At 67.6% G+C, this 17,751-nt stretch carries 12 protein-coding genes; 8 read left to right on the top strand and 4 right to left on the bottom strand.

The features are described from left to right. Positions 1–1,273: 1,273 nt before the first annotated feature. Positions 1,274–2,257, top strand: a complete 984-nt coding sequence (locus ACFXOA_RS29075; protein WP_385034609.1) for a tyrosine-type recombinase/integrase — start codon at positions 1,274–1,276, stop codon at positions 2,255–2,257. A 59-nt stretch (positions 2,258–2,316) separates the two neighbouring features. Here ACFXOA_RS29075 and ACFXOA_RS29070 read toward each other — a convergent pair whose 3' ends face one another. The 4 genes from ACFXOA_RS29070 to ACFXOA_RS29055 form a co-directional block, all read right to left on the bottom strand. Beyond that, positions 2,317–2,502, bottom strand: a complete 186-nt coding sequence (locus ACFXOA_RS29070; protein ID WP_365098010.1) for a helix-turn-helix domain-containing protein — start codon at positions 2,500–2,502, stop codon at positions 2,317–2,319. Between the two features lie 529 nt (positions 2,503–3,031). Then, positions 3,032–3,832, bottom strand: coding sequence for an SGNH/GDSL hydrolase family protein (locus tag ACFXOA_RS29065; RefSeq protein ID WP_385034607.1), 801 nt, complete (start codon positions 3,830–3,832; stop codon positions 3,032–3,034). 137 nt (positions 3,833–3,969) lie between these two features. Then, the gene (locus ACFXOA_RS29060; protein ID WP_385034605.1) at positions 3,970–5,031 is read right to left on the bottom strand and encodes a family 43 glycosylhydrolase; all 1,062 of its coding nucleotides are present in this window, start codon (positions 5,029–5,031) and stop codon (positions 3,970–3,972) included. Continuing rightward, on the bottom strand, positions 5,028–6,053 hold the full coding sequence (locus tag ACFXOA_RS29055) for a LacI family DNA-binding transcriptional regulator (RefSeq protein WP_385034603.1): 1,026 nt from the start codon (positions 6,051–6,053) through the stop codon (positions 5,028–5,030). Before ACFXOA_RS29055 ends, ACFXOA_RS29060 begins: the two co-directional genes overlap by 4 nt. Positions 6,054–6,432: 379 nt before the next feature. Here ACFXOA_RS29055 and ACFXOA_RS29050 point away from each other — a divergent pair, with 379 nt between their 5' ends. From ACFXOA_RS29050 to ACFXOA_RS29020, 7 genes are read left to right on the top strand one after another with little or no spacing between them, the layout of a single operon-like run. Further along, positions 6,433–7,992 (top strand): ABC transporter substrate-binding protein, encoded by a 1,560-nt coding sequence (locus ACFXOA_RS29050; RefSeq protein WP_362552216.1) that lies wholly within the window; start codon positions 6,433–6,435, stop codon positions 7,990–7,992. Positions 7,993–8,017: 25 nt separating this feature from the next. Then, a complete protein-coding gene (locus ACFXOA_RS29045) occupies positions 8,018–8,959 on the top strand; it encodes an ABC transporter permease (protein ID WP_385034601.1) in 942 nt (313 codons plus the stop codon). Beyond that, on the top strand, positions 8,956–10,749 hold the full coding sequence (locus tag ACFXOA_RS29040; RefSeq protein ID WP_385034599.1) for a dipeptide/oligopeptide/nickel ABC transporter permease/ATP-binding protein: 1,794 nt from the start codon (positions 8,956–8,958) through the stop codon (positions 10,747–10,749). The genes ACFXOA_RS29045 and ACFXOA_RS29040 overlap by 4 nt, the downstream gene beginning before the upstream one ends. After that, complete coding sequence (locus ACFXOA_RS29035; protein ID WP_385034597.1) at positions 10,742–11,584, top strand: ABC transporter ATP-binding protein; 843 nt, start codon at positions 10,742–10,744, stop codon at positions 11,582–11,584. The genes ACFXOA_RS29040 and ACFXOA_RS29035 overlap by 8 nt, the downstream gene beginning before the upstream one ends. Further along, positions 11,581–14,106, top strand: coding sequence for a family 78 glycoside hydrolase catalytic domain (locus tag ACFXOA_RS29030; protein ID WP_385034595.1), 2,526 nt, complete (start codon positions 11,581–11,583; stop codon positions 14,104–14,106). The genes ACFXOA_RS29035 and ACFXOA_RS29030 overlap by 4 nt, the downstream gene beginning before the upstream one ends. Continuing rightward, on the top strand, positions 14,099–16,342 hold the full coding sequence (locus ACFXOA_RS29025) for a family 78 glycoside hydrolase catalytic domain (RefSeq protein WP_385034593.1): 2,244 nt from the start codon (positions 14,099–14,101) through the stop codon (positions 16,340–16,342). The genes ACFXOA_RS29030 and ACFXOA_RS29025 overlap by 8 nt, the downstream gene beginning before the upstream one ends. After that, entirely contained in the window at positions 16,339–17,700 is a 1,362-nt protein-coding gene (locus ACFXOA_RS29020; RefSeq protein WP_385034591.1) for a hypothetical protein, read from the top strand. Before ACFXOA_RS29025 ends, ACFXOA_RS29020 begins: the two co-directional genes overlap by 4 nt. Positions 17,701–17,751 lie beyond the last annotated feature (51 nt).

The following is a 17,751-nucleotide window of genomic DNA, read 5'->3' as shown; positions in this document are numbered from 1 at the left end:
CACCCCCCAGGTCATCCGTTCGACAGGGGGACACAGTCATGCCAGGCCCGGAGGCCAGCGGCCCCATTGCGGAGCCGCAGAAAACATAACGGGGGAAGTCATGCCGGGCCCGAAGACCGAAGGCCCTATTGCGAAGCCACGGAAAAGGTAACGGGGGGGTCCGCTCAGGGTGACGGCGCCGGGCCGACCGATGCTGTCTTTCCCGCCGACTCGGGGGTGTTCCGACCGCGGACATTTTCGCGGAGGTGTCGAGGTCGTCTTCCTCGCCGACGCGGGGATGTTCCGAGCAAAGAACACCTCCGGGCGCGCCCCTCTTCCCCGCCGACGCGGAGGCCCGGCCCTCATGAACCTGTCCGTGGGGAGCAGCGGCCGTCCTCTCTGCGCGAGAGGAGGTGTACCGGTGGACACCGAAGAGGGGGTTGCCCGCCCCGGGTCCTGTCCGCGCGAGCACTTTCACAGCCACCGAGGCCCCGTTGTGGAATCCCTCCAAAGCCGTAGCACCACCTGCATGGCGAGCGGTCCGGCCGAAGAGCTTTCGCGCCCGCAAACCGCTGACTGCCGGACACCAGCCCCATCCAGGCTCCAGGACACCCGTCGAGATGAGCCCGGACGCACACCGAGCCCACGAGCCCAAGAACTGACGACCTATCAAAAAAGTCAGCATTGGGTCAGCATTGGGTCAGCACTGGTCCGGCTGGACCTGGTCACACCTGGCGACACCCGCACTCGACGGCTGGACGCAAACGCCCCTCACAGCAAACGCGCAAATGCGAATCAGCCCCAACGTTCTGGTCCCGGTCGCACTCAGACCACCCCCGCCCGCCGCGCGCACAAGATCCCCTGATCAGCGCGTCCGACCCCGCGGCTTCAAGGATCCGGGCGGCAGTTCAGGAGCGGACAGGCGCCCCCCTTCATACCCGTTCACGTCACCGAACCTGACCCCCTTCATCCAGTCCTCGCGTGCACGACTGACATCGTCGTGCGAACCAGCGATGAAGTTCCACCACATATCACGGAAATGCCGTTTCCCCCCAGGTCAGGAGGCTCGGGGACCATCCCTGGTCAGCAAAAGGTCAGCATTGGAAACAAGGAGTCTTCGGAGATGGCGGCACGCACACTCGCACATGGCATGGGAGCATTCTTCAAGGAGTGCGAGCACCCACAGAATCGCTGGTCAAAGTGCCTCCACCCATACACGATTCGCTATCGCAGCGCCTCTGGTAGGCAGACAGAGGAAACAGGATTCAGCACCCAGGATCTGGCCATCTCTCGCTTGACGGAGATCTACAAGGAGAAGAGGGGACGTCCTTCGTCCCAGGCAAGGGCTGAACGGATACAGAAATACGGATCGATGCGCTTCCAGGAGTACGCGACCGAGTGGATCGCTGGGCAGCGACACCTGGCACCTGCGTCCCTGCGCCACCTCGAGTCACTGATGGAGCACCACATCCTCCCGGCACTCGGCAGCCGGCACATGAACAGCTTCGATCACAAGGTGGTCGACGGCTTCATCCGGACCATGGAGCAGGCAAGCGCGGGCATGGCTACACAAGCCAACGCCTTCGACAAACTGCGGGCAATTCTCCTGGATGCGCATCAGCTCGGCCTCTACGCGGAGAGCCCTCTCACCGGCGTGAAGCCTCCTCAGTACGATCCGTCCCGCGCGGTCATCCCTACCCTGCGCCAGCTCCACTCCCTGCGCGAAGCGGGGGACGACGCATTCAAGCTGATCGTCGACCTGATGAGCGGCTGCGGGCTGCGGAATGGCGAAGCCGCAGCGGTGAACCTCAATAACATCGTCGCGGACGACGTCTACCGCATCAAGGAGCAGGTCATCATGTCAACAGGGAGGTACGGCCCCTTGAAGCACCGGAAGGCCTGGCAGCACCGTGACGTCCCGCTGCCTTCCAGCGTCAGGGACACGATCGAGGAGTACGCGGAGAAGCATGGCTCGATCGACGGCTATCTGCTCCGCCGAACGACAGACCCGACCCAGCCGTACCCTCACTGGGAAATGGCAAATCAGTGGCGCCGGCTGAAGGCCGCGGGAACGGCAGACATCCCGGACGGGATGGTGCTGTACGGGCTACGCCACTTCTTCGCTTCGAACTGTCTGAGCCATGGGGTCCCGATTACAGACGTCGCCGATTGGATGGGGCATCGGAACCTCGACGTCACCTTCAAGATCTACCGCCACCTCATGCCGGGATCCATCGGCCAAGCGGCCAAGGTACTGGACATGGCGCTAGTCGCATGACGCTCGGTCAGGGGGGGGTGCGATATTTCGGATACGATGCCTCACCCCCCTGACCACGCTCACGCAGCTTGCTGCTGACAGACCCACCTCTGAACGTCACTGATCTTGAACTGCAGCTTGGCGTTACGGCCACTGCCGAACTTGTACGCCGCCAACCCATGACGACGCGCATCACGGTATAGCCAAGTCAGCGAAACGTTGAGGTATTCGGCGGTCTGCTTGGCATCCATAAACTGCGCAGCCACAGGAAGGCTCCTAAGGTAGACGAGCTGCCACCTTCCCGACCTTTCCCCACTTGGTCAGGCTCTCAGTCGATGATAAGAGGCCAAGGTCCCCGACCCGCGTGCCCCAGGCGGGTCGGGCAACCGCCTGACTGTCGTGCTTGCTCTCACCGTGTGCACGGTGCCGACCGGTGCGACCTCGCCAGACTGGACGTCGGCAGAAGGGCCAACGAGATCACCTGCTTTCAGTCGCTGCCGGGCACCCGTCGCCGAGCGGGTCGGCGCCGTCGTCACCAGACGCCATGCACACCCAGCGCGAGCACGCCGATTACCTTCTCGCCCGGGGCGCCCACTACACCCCGGAAGACGAGGACGTCGCCCCACCCGGATGCGAAAGCGGCGTCAAGGGTGGTGAGCACGTCGCCGTCGGTGACGTCAGAATCTCGGGGCTGCGTAGTCAACCTCACGCACAAACCCGCTGGGGATGTTGGCAACGGAGAGGAGGAGCAGTGCGGTTGGGCCCTTCCCCCATCGGGCCCAACCGCACTGGCGGTCAGCCGGTGGCTGAAGTGAGCGCCGGCAGGTAGCCGAGGCGGTAGCCGTCGGCCGTGGGGTGGAGCGCAGTGAGGTTGACGATGGGGTAGATCCACGACTTGCTGGAGCAGACAGCGTGCCCGGCGAAGAACGGCTGAGCATCGACGAAGCGGAAGCCGGCCTTGGCGACGCTGGCGGACAGGGTCTGGTTGAGCGCCCTGGCGAACCGGTTGAGTTCCTTGCGCTGGAACTGATTGGGGGCGATCCACACGCTGCACGAAGCCGTGGCCTCGAACAGGTTCGGGTAGCCGAGCACATAGACGTCCGCGTTCGGCGCCGCATTCTTGATCGCGGCGTAGGTCGCGTCGACCTTGGAGCCGACGGCCGGCATGTTCGCCACCGCCTGGTCGACGGCGGCGGTGCAGGCCGCGTCACCGGACTGCAGGCAGGTCAGCACCTTCTCTCCCCAGCCGGTGTCGTTGCCCCCGATGGTGATGGTGACGACGTCGGTGTCGGCGGACAGCCCGGAGAGCTGCTTGCTCAGCACGTCGACGGTCACCGCGCCACCACAGGTCACATCGGTGAACGAGGTGATGCCGTGGGCCTTGGCCCAGAGCGCGGGATAGCCCTGTGGGCTGCGACCGCAGTCCAGGTCGGTGGTGGCCCCGCCGACACCGGCGGAGTAGGAGTCCCCCATCGCCACGTACTTGGTGGTCGAGTCGTAGGCGGAGGTCTGAGCGTGGGCGGGTGCGGTGAGCAGGCCGAGGGCGGCCGCCAGGGGAACAGCGGCGGAGAGCAAGAGAATGCTTCGTCTTCTCATGGTGCCTCCAGGGGTGCGGCTCGTCGGAGGTCGTCCGTCGATGCGCGGCGTCCGACCGCAGCGAGAACGGGTTAACGGCGAGTAACGTAGAGGCACCTTTACTCCACGTCAAGGTCTTTGGATCGATTCATTTTTCCTCATTGAAAATCCTCGATCCGCCACTCGTCGCGCCAGTCGAGGATCGGCATGTCGCCCTGGAACCGCAGGGGCAGCCACACGTAGTCGGCACGGGACGTGTCGACCACCACCGCGTCCAAGGGGGTGCGAAGCCCGGTCGCCTCACCCGAGAACAAGCGCCTGAAGTGCCCGGGCGCCTGCTGGGCCACTTCCGCAGGGACGTCCGGCAACCACCGGTCCGCGAGCGCGATGTACAAGTCCTTCTTGCCCGGATGCCGGAAGACCGAGCTGACCTGCGATCGGAAAGACGTGCCCGTGGGATCCGCGGGGTGAGGGTCGCCGAGGACGGTCCACGGTCCGTGGTATGTCTGCGCGACAGCGGCTTCGGACTGGTTCGGGAAGTACGCAGTGGTGCCCGACGTGATCAGGTAGTGCAGCCCGTGGCGGCTGAAGTAGGACGGAGCTTCCCGGACTTCAGGCGGCTGCCGCCGGGGGAAGTGGGTGGAGTAGTAGCCCGTGACGCCGGTGTAGTCGTCGGTGAGGTCCGCACAGATGAGCTCGCTGTGGACCCGCTCGAAGTAGGTGTAGGCCTTGCCGTCGTCGGGTGCGACGGCGAGATCGAAGTCTCCGGCGCTCATACCGAGAGGGCGCAGCCCGGTACGCACGATCTCGTAGGGGCCGAGCAGACGGTCGGCGACAAGTATCGTCGCGGTCTGAACGCCGTCGGCGCCCATGACCTTCAGCCAGCACACGTACCGGCCCGATCGCGCGTCATGGATGATGTGCGGCCGGTCCACCATCTGCGCCGGGTGCAACGGTGAGGTGGGATCGTCCTCGTCGGGCGGGATGATCAGGCCTTCGTCGGTCCAGTTGTAGAGATCCGTCGAGGAGTAGCACCGGATCCCCCAGTGCCATACGCCGCTTCCGGGTGTCGATCTCTCCTTGTTCTCGCCGTACCAGTAGAAAGTGCCGTCGTGATGCAGGATCGAGCCGCCGTGGGCCTGGATCCGGTTGCCGTTCGTGTCTCGCCACACCTGGCCGGGCCTGATGGCCGTGTGCAAGGCGTTGGAGGCTCTCGTCATCGGTGGTCACTCTCTCTTCGTGGTTCCGTCGTCCCTCGGATGATCAGCGACGGTGTGATGGCGTGGGTTACGGGATTGCGGCGACCGTCGATGCGTTCGCGCATGAGCCGGGCGCTCGTCGAACCGTTCAGCTTGCCGGCGGGATCGATGGTGGTGAGGGAGATCTGGGGCAGCGCGCCCACCGGGATGTTGTCCGCGCCGACCACCGCCAGGTCCTCCGGGACTCGCAGGCCGCGTTCATGGGCTGCCCGCAACACCCCCAGTGCAACTGTGTCGGTGCCTGCAAAGACGGCCGTCGGCGGTTCCGCGCGCTCCAGCGCGGTCAACGCACCCGTGTGGCCACCCTCTTCGCTGTAGTCGGTCGTGATGACGTCGGGCTCCAGGCCGTGGTCGCGCATCGCTGCGACGTAGCCGTCCTCGCGTGCCGTCTGCGGTAGCACCGAAGGGCGGCGGAACCCACCCATCGGCATGGCGATATGACAGATCCGCTCGTGCCCCAGACCGGCGAGATGCTCCACGGCGAGCCTGGCGCCCATCGCGTCGTCGTCCATCACGCTGTCGAAGTGACGGCCACCGCCGTGTCTGCCTATCAGAACGGTCGGGATCATCTGCCCGAGAGCCTCCAACGCGCTGTACGCCAGGGCGGGGACAACCAGGATCAGCCCGTCCGGGTTCCGGTGCAGCATCGCGTCGATACAGCTGCGCTGACGTGCCCGAGCGCTTCCGGCTGGTGCGAGCAGAACATCGAGCGAGGATTCCTCGAGACCTTCCTGGATGCCCTCTGTGATCTGCCCCACGATCGGCTCGCGAATATCGGCCACGACGCCGACGGTGTGAGACCTTCCCCGCATGGCACGAGCGGCCGCGTTCGGCCGGTACCCCAGCTCACCCACGGCGTGCAGAACCTTCTCCCGCATCACCGCACTGACTCCGTAACCGTCGTTGAGCACCTTGGACACCGCCGCGGGTGAGACACCCGCGGCACGTGCGACGTCGCGAATCGTGACACGGGGGACGTTCACCTGATCCTCCTGTACATGGCGAGGCGTAGGGGCCCCAGGGCCGAGCGGCATCGGATTGCAGCGTCCGCATGCCCCCGAAGGCAATCTTGTGAACCCTTTTACACCTCGTCTCGACACGGCCACAAACAGCGCGAGCCGAATGCACCACCCCGCCGGCTATCTGGCCGCCTTCACGACAGAAGCCACTGCACAGGGCTTGACAGCTTTCACGCCACCAGACCTAGACTCCAAGTAAAGCTCAGAAACCGTTTCACAGGTCTGAGTCATCCAGGGCCGGTGTCGACCCCCATGAGGGCCGCCCCAGGAGCTGCCCCATCCCTTCATCAACTCCCCCGCCCTCGCGGACAACCGCGGGGCCGGACCGTGTCGAGGAGTACACATGTCAATCAGAAGACGCCGGGGTCTTCCGTCCGTCACGGGCAGCGCTCTGCTCCTGACGGCACTCGTCATGAGCGGCTGCACGAGTGCGGGTTCGGACAGCGGCGGTGCGGGCGGGGCCGCCGGCGCCAGCAGTAAGGACAACCTGGTCCTGGGGCTCGAGATGGACATTCCTGGCTGGGACCCGGCCAAGTTGCTTCCGGGATCCGTGCAGTGGGCTTCGGACGCGGTGTACGACACGATCTTCACCTGCGACGAGGTCGGCAACATCTCGCCGAACATCGCCAAGAGTTACGAGTTCACGGATAACAACACCAAGCTCACCCTGCATCTGCGGGATGGGATGAAGTTCAGCGACGGCACCGAGCTGGACGGTTCGGCGGTTAAGACCGCACTGGAGTACCAGGTGAACTCACCGGGCGGAAAGAGCTTCCTCCCCGGTGTCAAGGTCTCGTCACCGGACGCCGAAACCGTGGTCTTGACGACGCCGGAGCCGAAGTCGTACCTCACCACGATCATGTGCATGAGCTCGGGTGCCATCGCCAGTCCCGAATACCTCAAGTCGAAGAAGCGGGACGTGGCACCGGTGGGCTCCGGCCCCTACCGCTACGACGCGGCCGCCTCCAAGCCCGGTTCGGTCTACGTGCTCACCAAGAACCCGGACCACTGGAACGCGGACCACTATCCGTACAAGAAGATCACTCTGAAGGTCCTTGGCGACCGGACGGCACGCATCAACGCCCTGAAGACGGGACAGATCTCCGGTGCGATCACCGACGCCTCGGCACTGAGCCAGCTCAAGTCCTCGGGCCTGAAGTCGGTGACGCAGCACGGACAGTGGGCCGGGCTGCTCATCACGGACCGCAAGGGCAAGACCGTCCCCGCACTCGGCGACGTCCGAGTCCGCCGCGCCATCAACATGGTTTTCGACAAGACCGCCATCGCACAGAAGCTCTACCAGGGACAGGCCCAGCCCACCCCGCAGATCTTCCGCGAGAACAGCACGGCCTGGATCGACGGCATCAAGGATCCATACCCCTATGACCTCACGGCCGCCAAGAAGCTCATGGCCGATGCCGGATACGCCGACGGCTTCTCCGTGGAGATCCCCTTCATCGCCGGTACCGGCCACGACACCGCCATGCCGGTGGTCCTCCAGGGCCTGAAGGAACTCAACATCAAGGCCAAGCAGGTCACGTTGTCCGGGTCCAACGCTCTCCTGGACGTGCTCAGCGGCAAGTACCCCATCATCTTCTGGCCGCTCGGCAACCACGGCGACTCCCGCCTGACCATCGACGGCGCCCTGCTGCCGACCTCGGCCTGGAACACCCACAAGGTCGCCGACCCCACGATCGACCGGCTCTGGCAGACCATTCTCACCAGCAAGGGCGAGACGGCCGACACAGCGCAGCGGGAGATCAACCAGCACGTCATCGACCAGGCGTGGTTCGCGCCGTGGGTGTACATGGACAGCTTCTTCGGCTACGACCCGAAGGCCATCAGCATCAAGAAGTCCAGCGACCCCAACCAGCTCGCTCCCAAGCTGAGCGACTTCCGGTAACCACCCCTCAAGAGTGGCGCCTCTCATGGTCAAAGTCATCTGCATCCGTGTCGCCAGGGCCGCGGCGGTCTTCCTCGCTGTCACCTTCGTGACCTTCGCGTTGGTGTACGCAAAGCCCGTCGCCATCGCCCGCAATATCGTCGGTGTGAGCGCGACCGACGAGGCCGTGCAAGCCCAGGTCGTCCAACTGGGTCTGGACAGGCCGCTGCTGGATCAGTACCAGCACTGGCTCGCCAGCCTGTTCCACGGTGATCTGGGGCAGTCGTTCTTCACCGGGCAACCGGTCATGTCCACGCTTCAGATCAGGTTCCCCGTCACGCTCGCGCTGATGGTCATCAGCCTGGTCCTCACCATCGTCCTCAGCGTCTGGATGGGGGTTGCCTCGGCCGTCCGCGGCGGCTGGCCGGACCGGCTGCTCCAGTTCCTCTCCGTGATAGGCGGGGCGGTTCCCTCTTTCATCGTGGCGATCGGTCTCGTCTTCGCTTTCGCCGTCGCCCTACCGATCTTCCCGGCCACGGGATACGTCTCCCCCGACGTCGGGATCGGCGGGTGGGCGGCCTCGGTCACCCTGCCCGTGATCGCGATTCTCGTCGGCTCCATCGCGAGCGCGGCTGCCCAGTTCCGCAGTGCGGTCAAGGACGTACTCGAACGTGACTTCGTCCGTACGTTGCGCGCCAGGGGGATGTCCGAGCGGGCGATCGTCTACCGGCACGTCCTGCGGAACGCGGGCGGGCCGGGGCTGACCGTCCTCTCCTTGCTGACCATCGGGCTGCTCGGCGGTGTCGTGATCATCGAGCAGGTCTTCGCGCTGCCCGGCATGGGTGTCCTCGTCGCCGACTCTGCATCTCGCAGCGACGTCCCGGTGGTCATGGGATGTGTCGCCGTCACCGTGCTCCTGGTGACGGTCGTGAACCTGCTGACCGACCTGCTCACCGCAGCACTCAATCCGAAAGCGAGGGCGTCATGACGACGCAGCCCGTCGCGGCGCCCCTGGAAGCGGCCGAGCCGGCTCCGGCCGGGCGCGGCCGGAGCGCCTGGGTGAGGCGCCTCCTGCACAATCCGATGGCCCTGGCATGCCTCGTGTTCCTGGCCGCCGCGATCCTGTTCGGTCTCTCCAGCCCGTGGCTCGCGCCGTACGCACCGAACGCGACACAGCTCGACGCCGTGAACGCGCCGCCCTTCAGCCCCGGGCACCTCCTCGGCGGCGACGGATCGGGGCGGGACATCCTGTCCCGTCTCATGTGGGGCACACAGCGGACGCTCTTCGCCTGCGTCATCATCCTGTGCAGTGCGCTGGTCGCGGGTGTTCCGGCCGGCCTGGTCGCGGGATACCGGCGGGGGGCGGCCGATCCACTCATCAACTGGATCTCCGACCTGATCATGACGCTGCCCGGAATCGTGCTGCTGATCGCGCTGTACACGCTCACCGGGCCCAATCTCGTCGCCGCCATGACGGTGTTCGGCGTTCTGGTGGCACCGGCCTACTTCCGGCTCGTGCGGGGCGTGGTCCTCGGCGTTCGCGGCGAACTCTATGTGGACGCCGCCAAGGTCATGGGGCTTTCGGACACTCGTATCGTCGGGCGTCACATCCTGTGGGCCGTGCGCGCACCCGTCATCATCCAGAGCGCGTTCGTGCTCGGCGGAGGCATCGCGATCCAGGCCGCCGTGGACTTCCTCGGCCTCGGTGATCCGTCCAAGGCCTCTTGGGGTGCGATGCTCCAGGAGGCCTTCGCGAACATCTACACCAACGCCTGGAGCGTGGTCTGGCCCGCGACACTGATCAGCCTGACGGGTCTGGCCCTGGTGCTGCTCGGCAACGCGCTGCGCGACGCGCTCCAGGTGGGTGCGGCGCAGCACGCGATGCCGCGCCGCCGACGGGCGCGACTCGCCGCCGAATTCGCGGCGCGACCGAAGACGGAGACAGCAGAGGACGAACCGCTGCCGTCGACGGACGCCCTGCTGTCCGTACGTGGCCTGCGGGTGGCGTATCCCACGGCGGACGAAGGTATGACGGCGGTGGTGCACGGCGTCGACCTCGACATCCGCGCGGGAGAGATCCGGGGTCTGGTCGGCGAGTCCGGATCCGGCAAGACCCAGACCGCGTTCTCGGTGCTCGGCATCCTGAGCGCCCATGCCCTGGTCGGAGGCTCTGTCGTCTTCGACGGCGAGGATCTGCTCGCGGATCCGGCGGCACAGGCCCGCAGCCGTGGGAGACGCATCGCGTACGTCCCGCAGGAGCCGATGACGAACCTGGACCCCTGCTTCACAGTCGGCACGCAACTCGTCCAGGGTCTGCGCGCAGTCCGTCGCCTCAGTGCGGCAGAGGCGAGGAGCGAGGTGCTGGCTCTCCTCGCGCGCGTCGGAATCAAGGACCCGGAGCACGTCTTCGGCCTGTATCCGCATCAGATATCCGGCGGGATGGCACAACGCGTCCTGATCTGCGGTGCGGTCGCGGCCGGCCCGGACGTCATCATCGCCGACGAACCGACCACTGCCCTGGACGTCACGGTCCAGGCGGAGGTCCTGGACCTGCTGCGGGAACTGCGCGACGAACGCGGCCTCGGAATGCTCCTCGTGACCCACAACTTCGGTGTCGTCGCGGACCTGTGCGACACGGTCAGCGTGATGAAGGACGGGCGCATCGTCGAGTCGGGGGACGTCCGGAGCATCTTCTCCCACCCGCGCCACCCGTACACGAAGGAACTGTTGTCCTCGACCCGGGTCGTGGACCTGGAGGAGGTGCCCACCGATGGCTGAGCCGACATCCGAGACCGAGCCGCCCGCGGTGGTCGACGTGCGGGACATGAGGATCGCCTACGGCAGCCGCCGGAAGCGGGTCGACATCGTCAAGGGAGTCTCGTTCTCCATCGCGCCGGGCGAGACCGTGGGCCTCGTCGGCGAGTCCGGGTCGGGGAAGACCACGATCGGGCGAGGACTGCTGGGCCTCGCACCGGTCGTGGGCGGGACGATCACCTTCCGCGGGCAGAACATCACCGGTCTGTCGCGGTCCCGGCGGCGTCATCTCGCCCGCGACATCCAGGTGGTCTTCCAGGACCCATACTCCTCCCTCAATCCGTCCATGACGATCGAGGACATCCTGACGGAGCCGCTCCGCGTGGCCGGTCTGAGCGACGGCCGTACGCGGGTGCGGGAACTGCTGCGTCAGGTCGGCCTCCCCGACGACACCGGCGCGCGCCATCCGCACGAGTTCTCCGGTGGCCAGCGGCAGCGCATCGCCATCGCCCGGGCTCTGGCCCTTCGGCCGAGCTTGATCATCTGTGACGAGCCCACCAGCGCACTCGACCTGACGACGCAGGCCAAGGTGCTCGACCTCCTGCGTGAGATCCAACGCGACACCGGCGCGGCCTACCTCTTCATCAGCCACGACCTGGGCGTGGTGCGGGAGATCAGCGACCGCATCGCCGTGCTGCACGACGGCGAGATCGTCGAGCTCGGCGACAGCGAGCAGGTGTCCCTCCGCCCTGCCCATCCCTACACACAGAGGCTCCAATTGGCCACACCCGTACCGAACCCCGACGTCCAGGCACGCCGACGCCGCAAGCGCAAAGAACTGCTGGAGACAGGGGCATGAGCGCACGACTCCCCGGCGGTGACCGCGACGAGCCCTGGCGGGGCCACTGGATCGGGGCCGACCCGGCCCCGGTCCCAGGGGGCGACGACACAGCCTCCGGGGGGCTGTCGGGGCGCGGATTCTCCCGCGTGCTCTTCCGCAAGGAGTTCCGCCTCGGTTCCGTGCCGATGACCGTGCCCCTGCGGCTCACCGCGGACAGCCGGTTCGTCCTGTGGGTCAACGGCAAGGAGGCCGGGCGCGGGCCCGTGCGGGCCCAGCCCCGCCGCTGGCGGTACGAGACGTTCGACATCGCGCCGTTCCTGGAGCCCGGCCCGAACGTGGTCGCCGTACTGGTCACCTACTACGGCAGTGCCACCTCGTGGTGGTTCGCGGCAGCGCCCGAGGGCGGAATCAACGGAGACGCGTGCCTCGTGCTGGACTGCCTGGGGGGCGGGCCCGACGAGTTGGTCAGCGACGCCTCGTGGCGTGTCCACCGCTCCACCGCCTGGCACTCCCTGGGCACCTTCGGCGTGCCCTGCGAAGTGCTGGACGCCCGAGAACTGCCGACGGGGTGGACCCGTCCCGGCTTCGACGACAGCCACTGGTCCACGGCGACGGTCCTCACGGCACGGCACTGGGGCGGGCTCGGACGCAGTCGGCCGCCGGTCAGCCCGTACGGGAAGCTGCTCCCCCGCCCCATCGCTGTACTCGGCGGCGACACGATCCGCCCGGCCGCCGTGCTGGACGCCCGGCTCCGTCAGAAGCCCGTGTGGGCGAGCGAGCACCCGGGCTCACGCGTGGTACAGCATCTGGAGTCGCCTGGCGATCCGGTCTGCACCGAGGGCCGCCTGCCGCTTTCCGCCGCGCTCGAAGCAGACCGGACGCTCGATGCGGTCATCGACTTCGGCGCCATGACCGCAGGCTTCGTGGAGCTGGTCGTGGACGCCCCGGCCGGCACCGTCTTCGAGCTCGGATACCGCGAGAAGGCCAAGTCCGTCGGCGTCGTCGAGACCACGTCCGACTACGCGGCCGGGGCGCGGTACATCAGTCCTGGCGGCCGGTCGGTGTACGCGGCACTGGAGCTGGCCGGGCTTCGCTATCTCTACCTCACCACGTACGCTCCCGGGGCCGCCGAGGTGACGATCGTCGATGTCGTAGTGCGTGAGAACGTCTACCCGCATATCGGGTCGGCGTACTTCAGCAGCGACGACGAAGAGATCGACCGGATCTACCGAGCCGGCATCCGCACGGTGCAGCTGAACTCCTTCGACGCGTTCACGGACTGCCCCACCCGCGAGCAGCGCGCCTGGACCGGCGACGGTGTCGTCCACCAGATGGTGCATCTGGCTACGAACGAGGACTGGCGTCTGGCGGAGCACTATGCGGAGCTCGCCAACTCGCCGCGCTCCGACGGCCTCCTACCGCTGAGCATGGCCGGTGACTTCGAGAAGTTCCAGGGGTTCACCATCCCCGACTGGTCGCTCCACTGGGTCCATGGTGTGCACAACCTCTACCGCTACACCGGAAACCGCGAGCGCCTCGCCCCGTACCTGCCGACCGTGGAACGGGTGCTGCGCTGGTACGAGCAACACCTGGACGAGCACGGGACGCTCAGCGATCTGCCGGAGTGGAATCTGGTGGACTGGTCCAGCGTCTTCACGACCGGCCGCACGTCGATCGTGTCCGCACTGTGGGCCCGCGGTCTCATCGAGTACGCGGAGCTGTGCGACTGGGTGGGCAACTCCGGTTCCGCGGCCTGGGCCAGGGAGCGGCACGCGGGTGTGGCCGCCTCCTTCGAGGACTTCTGGGACGCGCGCCGAGGTCTGTACGTCGACCACTTCGTGGACGGTGAACGCCGGCCGGCCGCCTCGCAGGCGGCGAACGCCGCCGCGATCGTGTCCGGTCTCGCGCCACGTGAGCGGTGGCGTGCGATCGCCACGGCGATGACCGACCGGTCCGCTCTCGTCACCCGGTCCTGGATCGGCGGTGACGGGGGCTACGACATCCAGAAGGAAGAGGATCAGCGGCGCGGCATCCAGCGCATCGACTGGGACGTCGAGCGGGAAGTCGTACGGGCACAGCCGTTCTTCAGCTACGCCGTGCACGACGCCATGGCCCGTGCGGGGCTCGCCGAGCGGATCGTCGACCTCGTGCGCGACTGGTCGGTCTTCCTTGACGGCGGCTACGACACGTTCGGCGAGTGCTGGGGCTGGGGCACGCCGGTGCACGGCTGGTCCAGCACGCCGACCCGCGACCTGGTGGTGCACGTCCTGGGCATCGCTCCGGACCTGCCCGGATTCGAGCGGGTGCGGATCGCGCCCCGGCCAGGCCCGCTCCGCGAGATCGCGGGTTCGGCTCCGACACCGTACGGACAGGTCGAGGTCGACATCCGAGGCGAGAAGGCCACGGTCTCCAGCCCCGTACCGATCCGCTTCGTCGCCCCCGACGGTGGCAGCCGTCAGCTCCCCGCCGGCAGCCATCACTTGGTTTTGCCGCGTGCGTTGCCCACCATCGACAACACCTCAGGGAAGCCGTGTGCTTGATTCCAGCGACATGATCACGTGCGACGCCGAACGGTCGGCGGCGGTCGTCCTCACGCATTCCTTCCGACTCGACCGCGACACCGCGCAGGTCCGTAACGCGCGCCTGAGCGCGACCGCGCATGGTGTGTACGAGGCGTGCCTCAACGGCCGGCCGGTGTCCGACGCCCTACTCTCCCCCGGCTGGTCGGCTTACGAGTGGCGCCTGCCGGTGAGCGAGGACCGCGTGGACCATCTCCTGGAGCCGGAGAACACCATCGAGGTGCGCCTCGGCAACGGTTGGTGGCGGGGCGATCTCGGCTTCACCGGCATGCGGCTCAACTACGGTCCCGAGCTGGGATTCATCGCCGAGCTGGAGGTGGAGTTCGCCGACGGGCACGTACAGCGGGTGGGCACCGGCGAGCGTTGGCGGGCGCACGCGTCCGACACCGTGGAGAACAACCTGTACGACGGGCAGCGCATCGACGCCCGGTTGCGCGGGACGCGGCAGGCGCTGCCGGTGCGGCGAGTGGACGTCGACCGGTCACGGTTCGTCACCAGGGTGAGTCCGGTCGTGACCCGTCAGGAGATCCTGAAGCCACGCCATATCAGCGTGCTGCCTTCCGGTGGGACGCTCGTCGACTTCGGGCAGAACCTGGTCGGCTGGGTGCGGATGCGTGCGCGCGGGGCGGCTGGGACAGAGATAGTCCTGCGTCACGCGGAGGTGCTGTCCGAAGGGGAGTTGGCGGTCCGGCCGCTGCGGTCGGCGAATGCGACCGACACGTTCGTCCTGTCGGGCGAGGACGACGCCTTCGAGCCGACTCTCACCTTCCACGGTTTTCGCTACGCCGAAGTAATCGGATATCCGGGAGAGTTGACGGTCGAAGACCTGGAGGCCGTCGTCGTCCACTCCGACCTCCGTCGCACCGGGAACTTCTCCTGTTCCTCGCCGCTCGTGAACCAGCTGGTCGAGAACTCCGTGCGCTCACAGAAGGGGAACTTCCTCGCCCTGCCCACGGACTGTCCGCAGCGCGACGAGCGACTGGGGTGGACCGGCGACATCGCGGCGTTCGCGCCGACGGCCTGCTTCCAGTTCGATGCCGCGGACTTCCTGCACGGCTGGCTCCTCGACCTGGAGACCGAGACGCGCCACTCCGGCACCGGGGCCGTGCCCGCCGTGGTGCCGGACGTGCTGAAGTACGCTCCGCCACCCGGTGCGGACGACCTGCCCATGCGCGACGTCCCGACCGCGGTCTGGGCAGACGCAGCGGTGTGGGTCCCCCAGGCACTGTGGCATGCCTACGGTGACCGCGACCGGCTCGCCGCGCATTACCCCGGCATGGTGCTGCACCTGGAGTCGGTCGTCGGCGCGCTCTCGGACACCGGGCTGTGGGACCAGGGCTTCCAGTGGGGCGACTGGCTCGACCCGGACGCGGCACCGGACCGTCCCTCGGACGCGAAGGCCGACCCTGGCGTCGTCGCCACCGCCTGCCTCGTGCGGTCCGCGGAGTTCGCCGCCGAGGCAGCGGCCGTGCTCGGCCATGTCGAGGACCACCGCAGGTGGGCGGAGTTGGCTGCTCGGACGAGGACCGCGTTCGTCGCGCACTACGTGGCGCCGGACGGGCGGATCCGGTCCGACTGCGCGACCGTATACGCCCTGGCGATCCGTTTCGGGCTCCTCGACGACCGTCGGCGGAGCGCCGCCGGGGCTCGGCTGGCGGAGATCGTCCGGGAGAACGGCCACCGTGTCACCACCGGCTTCATCGGGACCCCGTACGTCACCTGGGCACTGACCGAGACGGGGCACGTCGAGGACGCCTACCGCCTGCTCCTGCAGACCGAGTGCCCGTCCTGGTTGTACCCGGTCACCATGGGCGCGACCACGATCTGGGAGCGCTGGGACTCGATGCTGCCCGACGGCACGGTCAACAGCGGCGAGATGACCAGCTTCAACCACTACGCGCTCGGCGCGGTCGCCGACTGGTTGTACAAGGTGGTCGCCGGCATCCGCCCGGCCGAGCCCGGATACGCCCGGATCAGGCTCGAACCCGTGCCGGGGCCGGGTCTGGAGTGGGCGCGCGCGTCGCTGGACACATACGGCGGCACCGTCGAGTGCGGCTGGGAGCGACAGGGCGACCGGATCCACGTCCGCGCGGTGGTCCCGGACGGGATGCACGCCGATGTGGTTCTGCGGGACGGTTCCAAGCACGTGGTAGGTGGGGGCACCCACACATTCGCCTATGAGGAGGGAGACCTGTGAACGACGCGACCTGGGTGAAGCACCTCGTCGGTGACGGTCCCGACGACCCCGCTGAGAGGGTCCTGGAACTTTGGACGGAGAGCCGTCCGATGCCGGATGGCGGAGACGTCGGCGTGATCAACTTGCGGTTCACCGCCGAGGATCTGCGCGGCGCGACGTACGAGGCGACCGCTAGGATCCTCGTCCCGTCGGCTCTCGAACAAGAGCCTTACCCGCCTGTCCCTGTGTGGTTCAACTGCGGTTACGAGCTTCCCGAGCAGATGGCCCTGGACCGCGTGCGCCGCGGCTGGATCGTGGTGACCCCTTGTGAGCCCGCCCCGGACTCGGTCTTCCCGGGCGCCAACCCTCTCGTGCGGGGTCCCAACACGGATTTCGTCCTGGCCCATCTGGTGCGGGGAATGCCCTTCGTGGACCCGGCCGCGATCGTGTACGCCGGTGGCAGCGCCGGGGGGTACGCGGCGCTGCTGACCGCCGCCGAGGCATTCCCGGCGGCCGTGTCCGCGACCACGGTCCCGATCGTCAACCTGACCTATCAGGGCGCCCACCTGTTCGCCACACTCCCCACAGTGGCGGCCGATCCGCCGCCGGACCACCCTGCGGTACCGGTGCTGCGAGCGGTCCTCGTGCCGATGGCGGAAGGACTGCGCGCGGCCTACAGCGAGGACCTGAGCGGCACCGGTTGGTCCGCCCACTCGCCGGTCGAGCACGTCGACCGGATCACCTGCCCGGTCGCCGCGGTCTTCAGCACGGCCGACTTCCTCGTCCCGCTCGACCAGGTGGGCAGCGGCATCGTGGGTCCTCCGTCGGTGGCCGCCCCTTCTCGCCCCGGGCACGCTTCGGTACGGCTACTGGACGTCCTGGGCGACCGAGCCGACGTCCGCGTCGTCCCTGTCCCGCCGGGCGCCCCCGCCATGGAGGACCTCGACCTCACCCAAGTTGTCGCCGAGACGCCGCTCCCGCTGCCCGACAGGCTGGGCGGCGGCTCCAGCTGGTTGATCACCGTCGTCGACGAGGGGCCGGCCGAGTTCGGCGGCCACTGGCGGCACGCCCTCGCTCCCGATCACGAGCCGTTCGCCCGACGGGCGCTGGTGGAAGGTGTTCGGGTGGACCAGCTCACCAGGACAAAGCTCGACCAGCTGCTCGACCGCTACCGCGGTACCGAATGGCTCGCCCCCGGGTTTTCCCACCTGGACCGGCCCGCGGCCGAACGCCGCGACGTCGAGCGCGGTCTGCGCGCGTACTGCGCCCACTCTCCCGCCCACGCCCGCCGCTTCGCCGAGCTCTACGCGGAAGTGGCCGAAGACGGCCGCGTCCTTCCGGACGACCTGGTGCGCGCGCTGACTGGCTCCTCGGCCTGACGCGTTCACGCACACCCACCTCGCTTGCGCACACCACTCGAAGGAGAGCGT

This window comes from Streptomyces sp. NPDC059166 (assembly GCF_042755185.1).
Lineage (GTDB): Bacteria > Actinomycetota > Actinomycetes > Streptomycetales > Streptomycetaceae > Streptomyces.
Note: the sequence above shows the minus strand (reverse complement) of the source record. Positions and strands in the feature narration are given on the sequence as shown.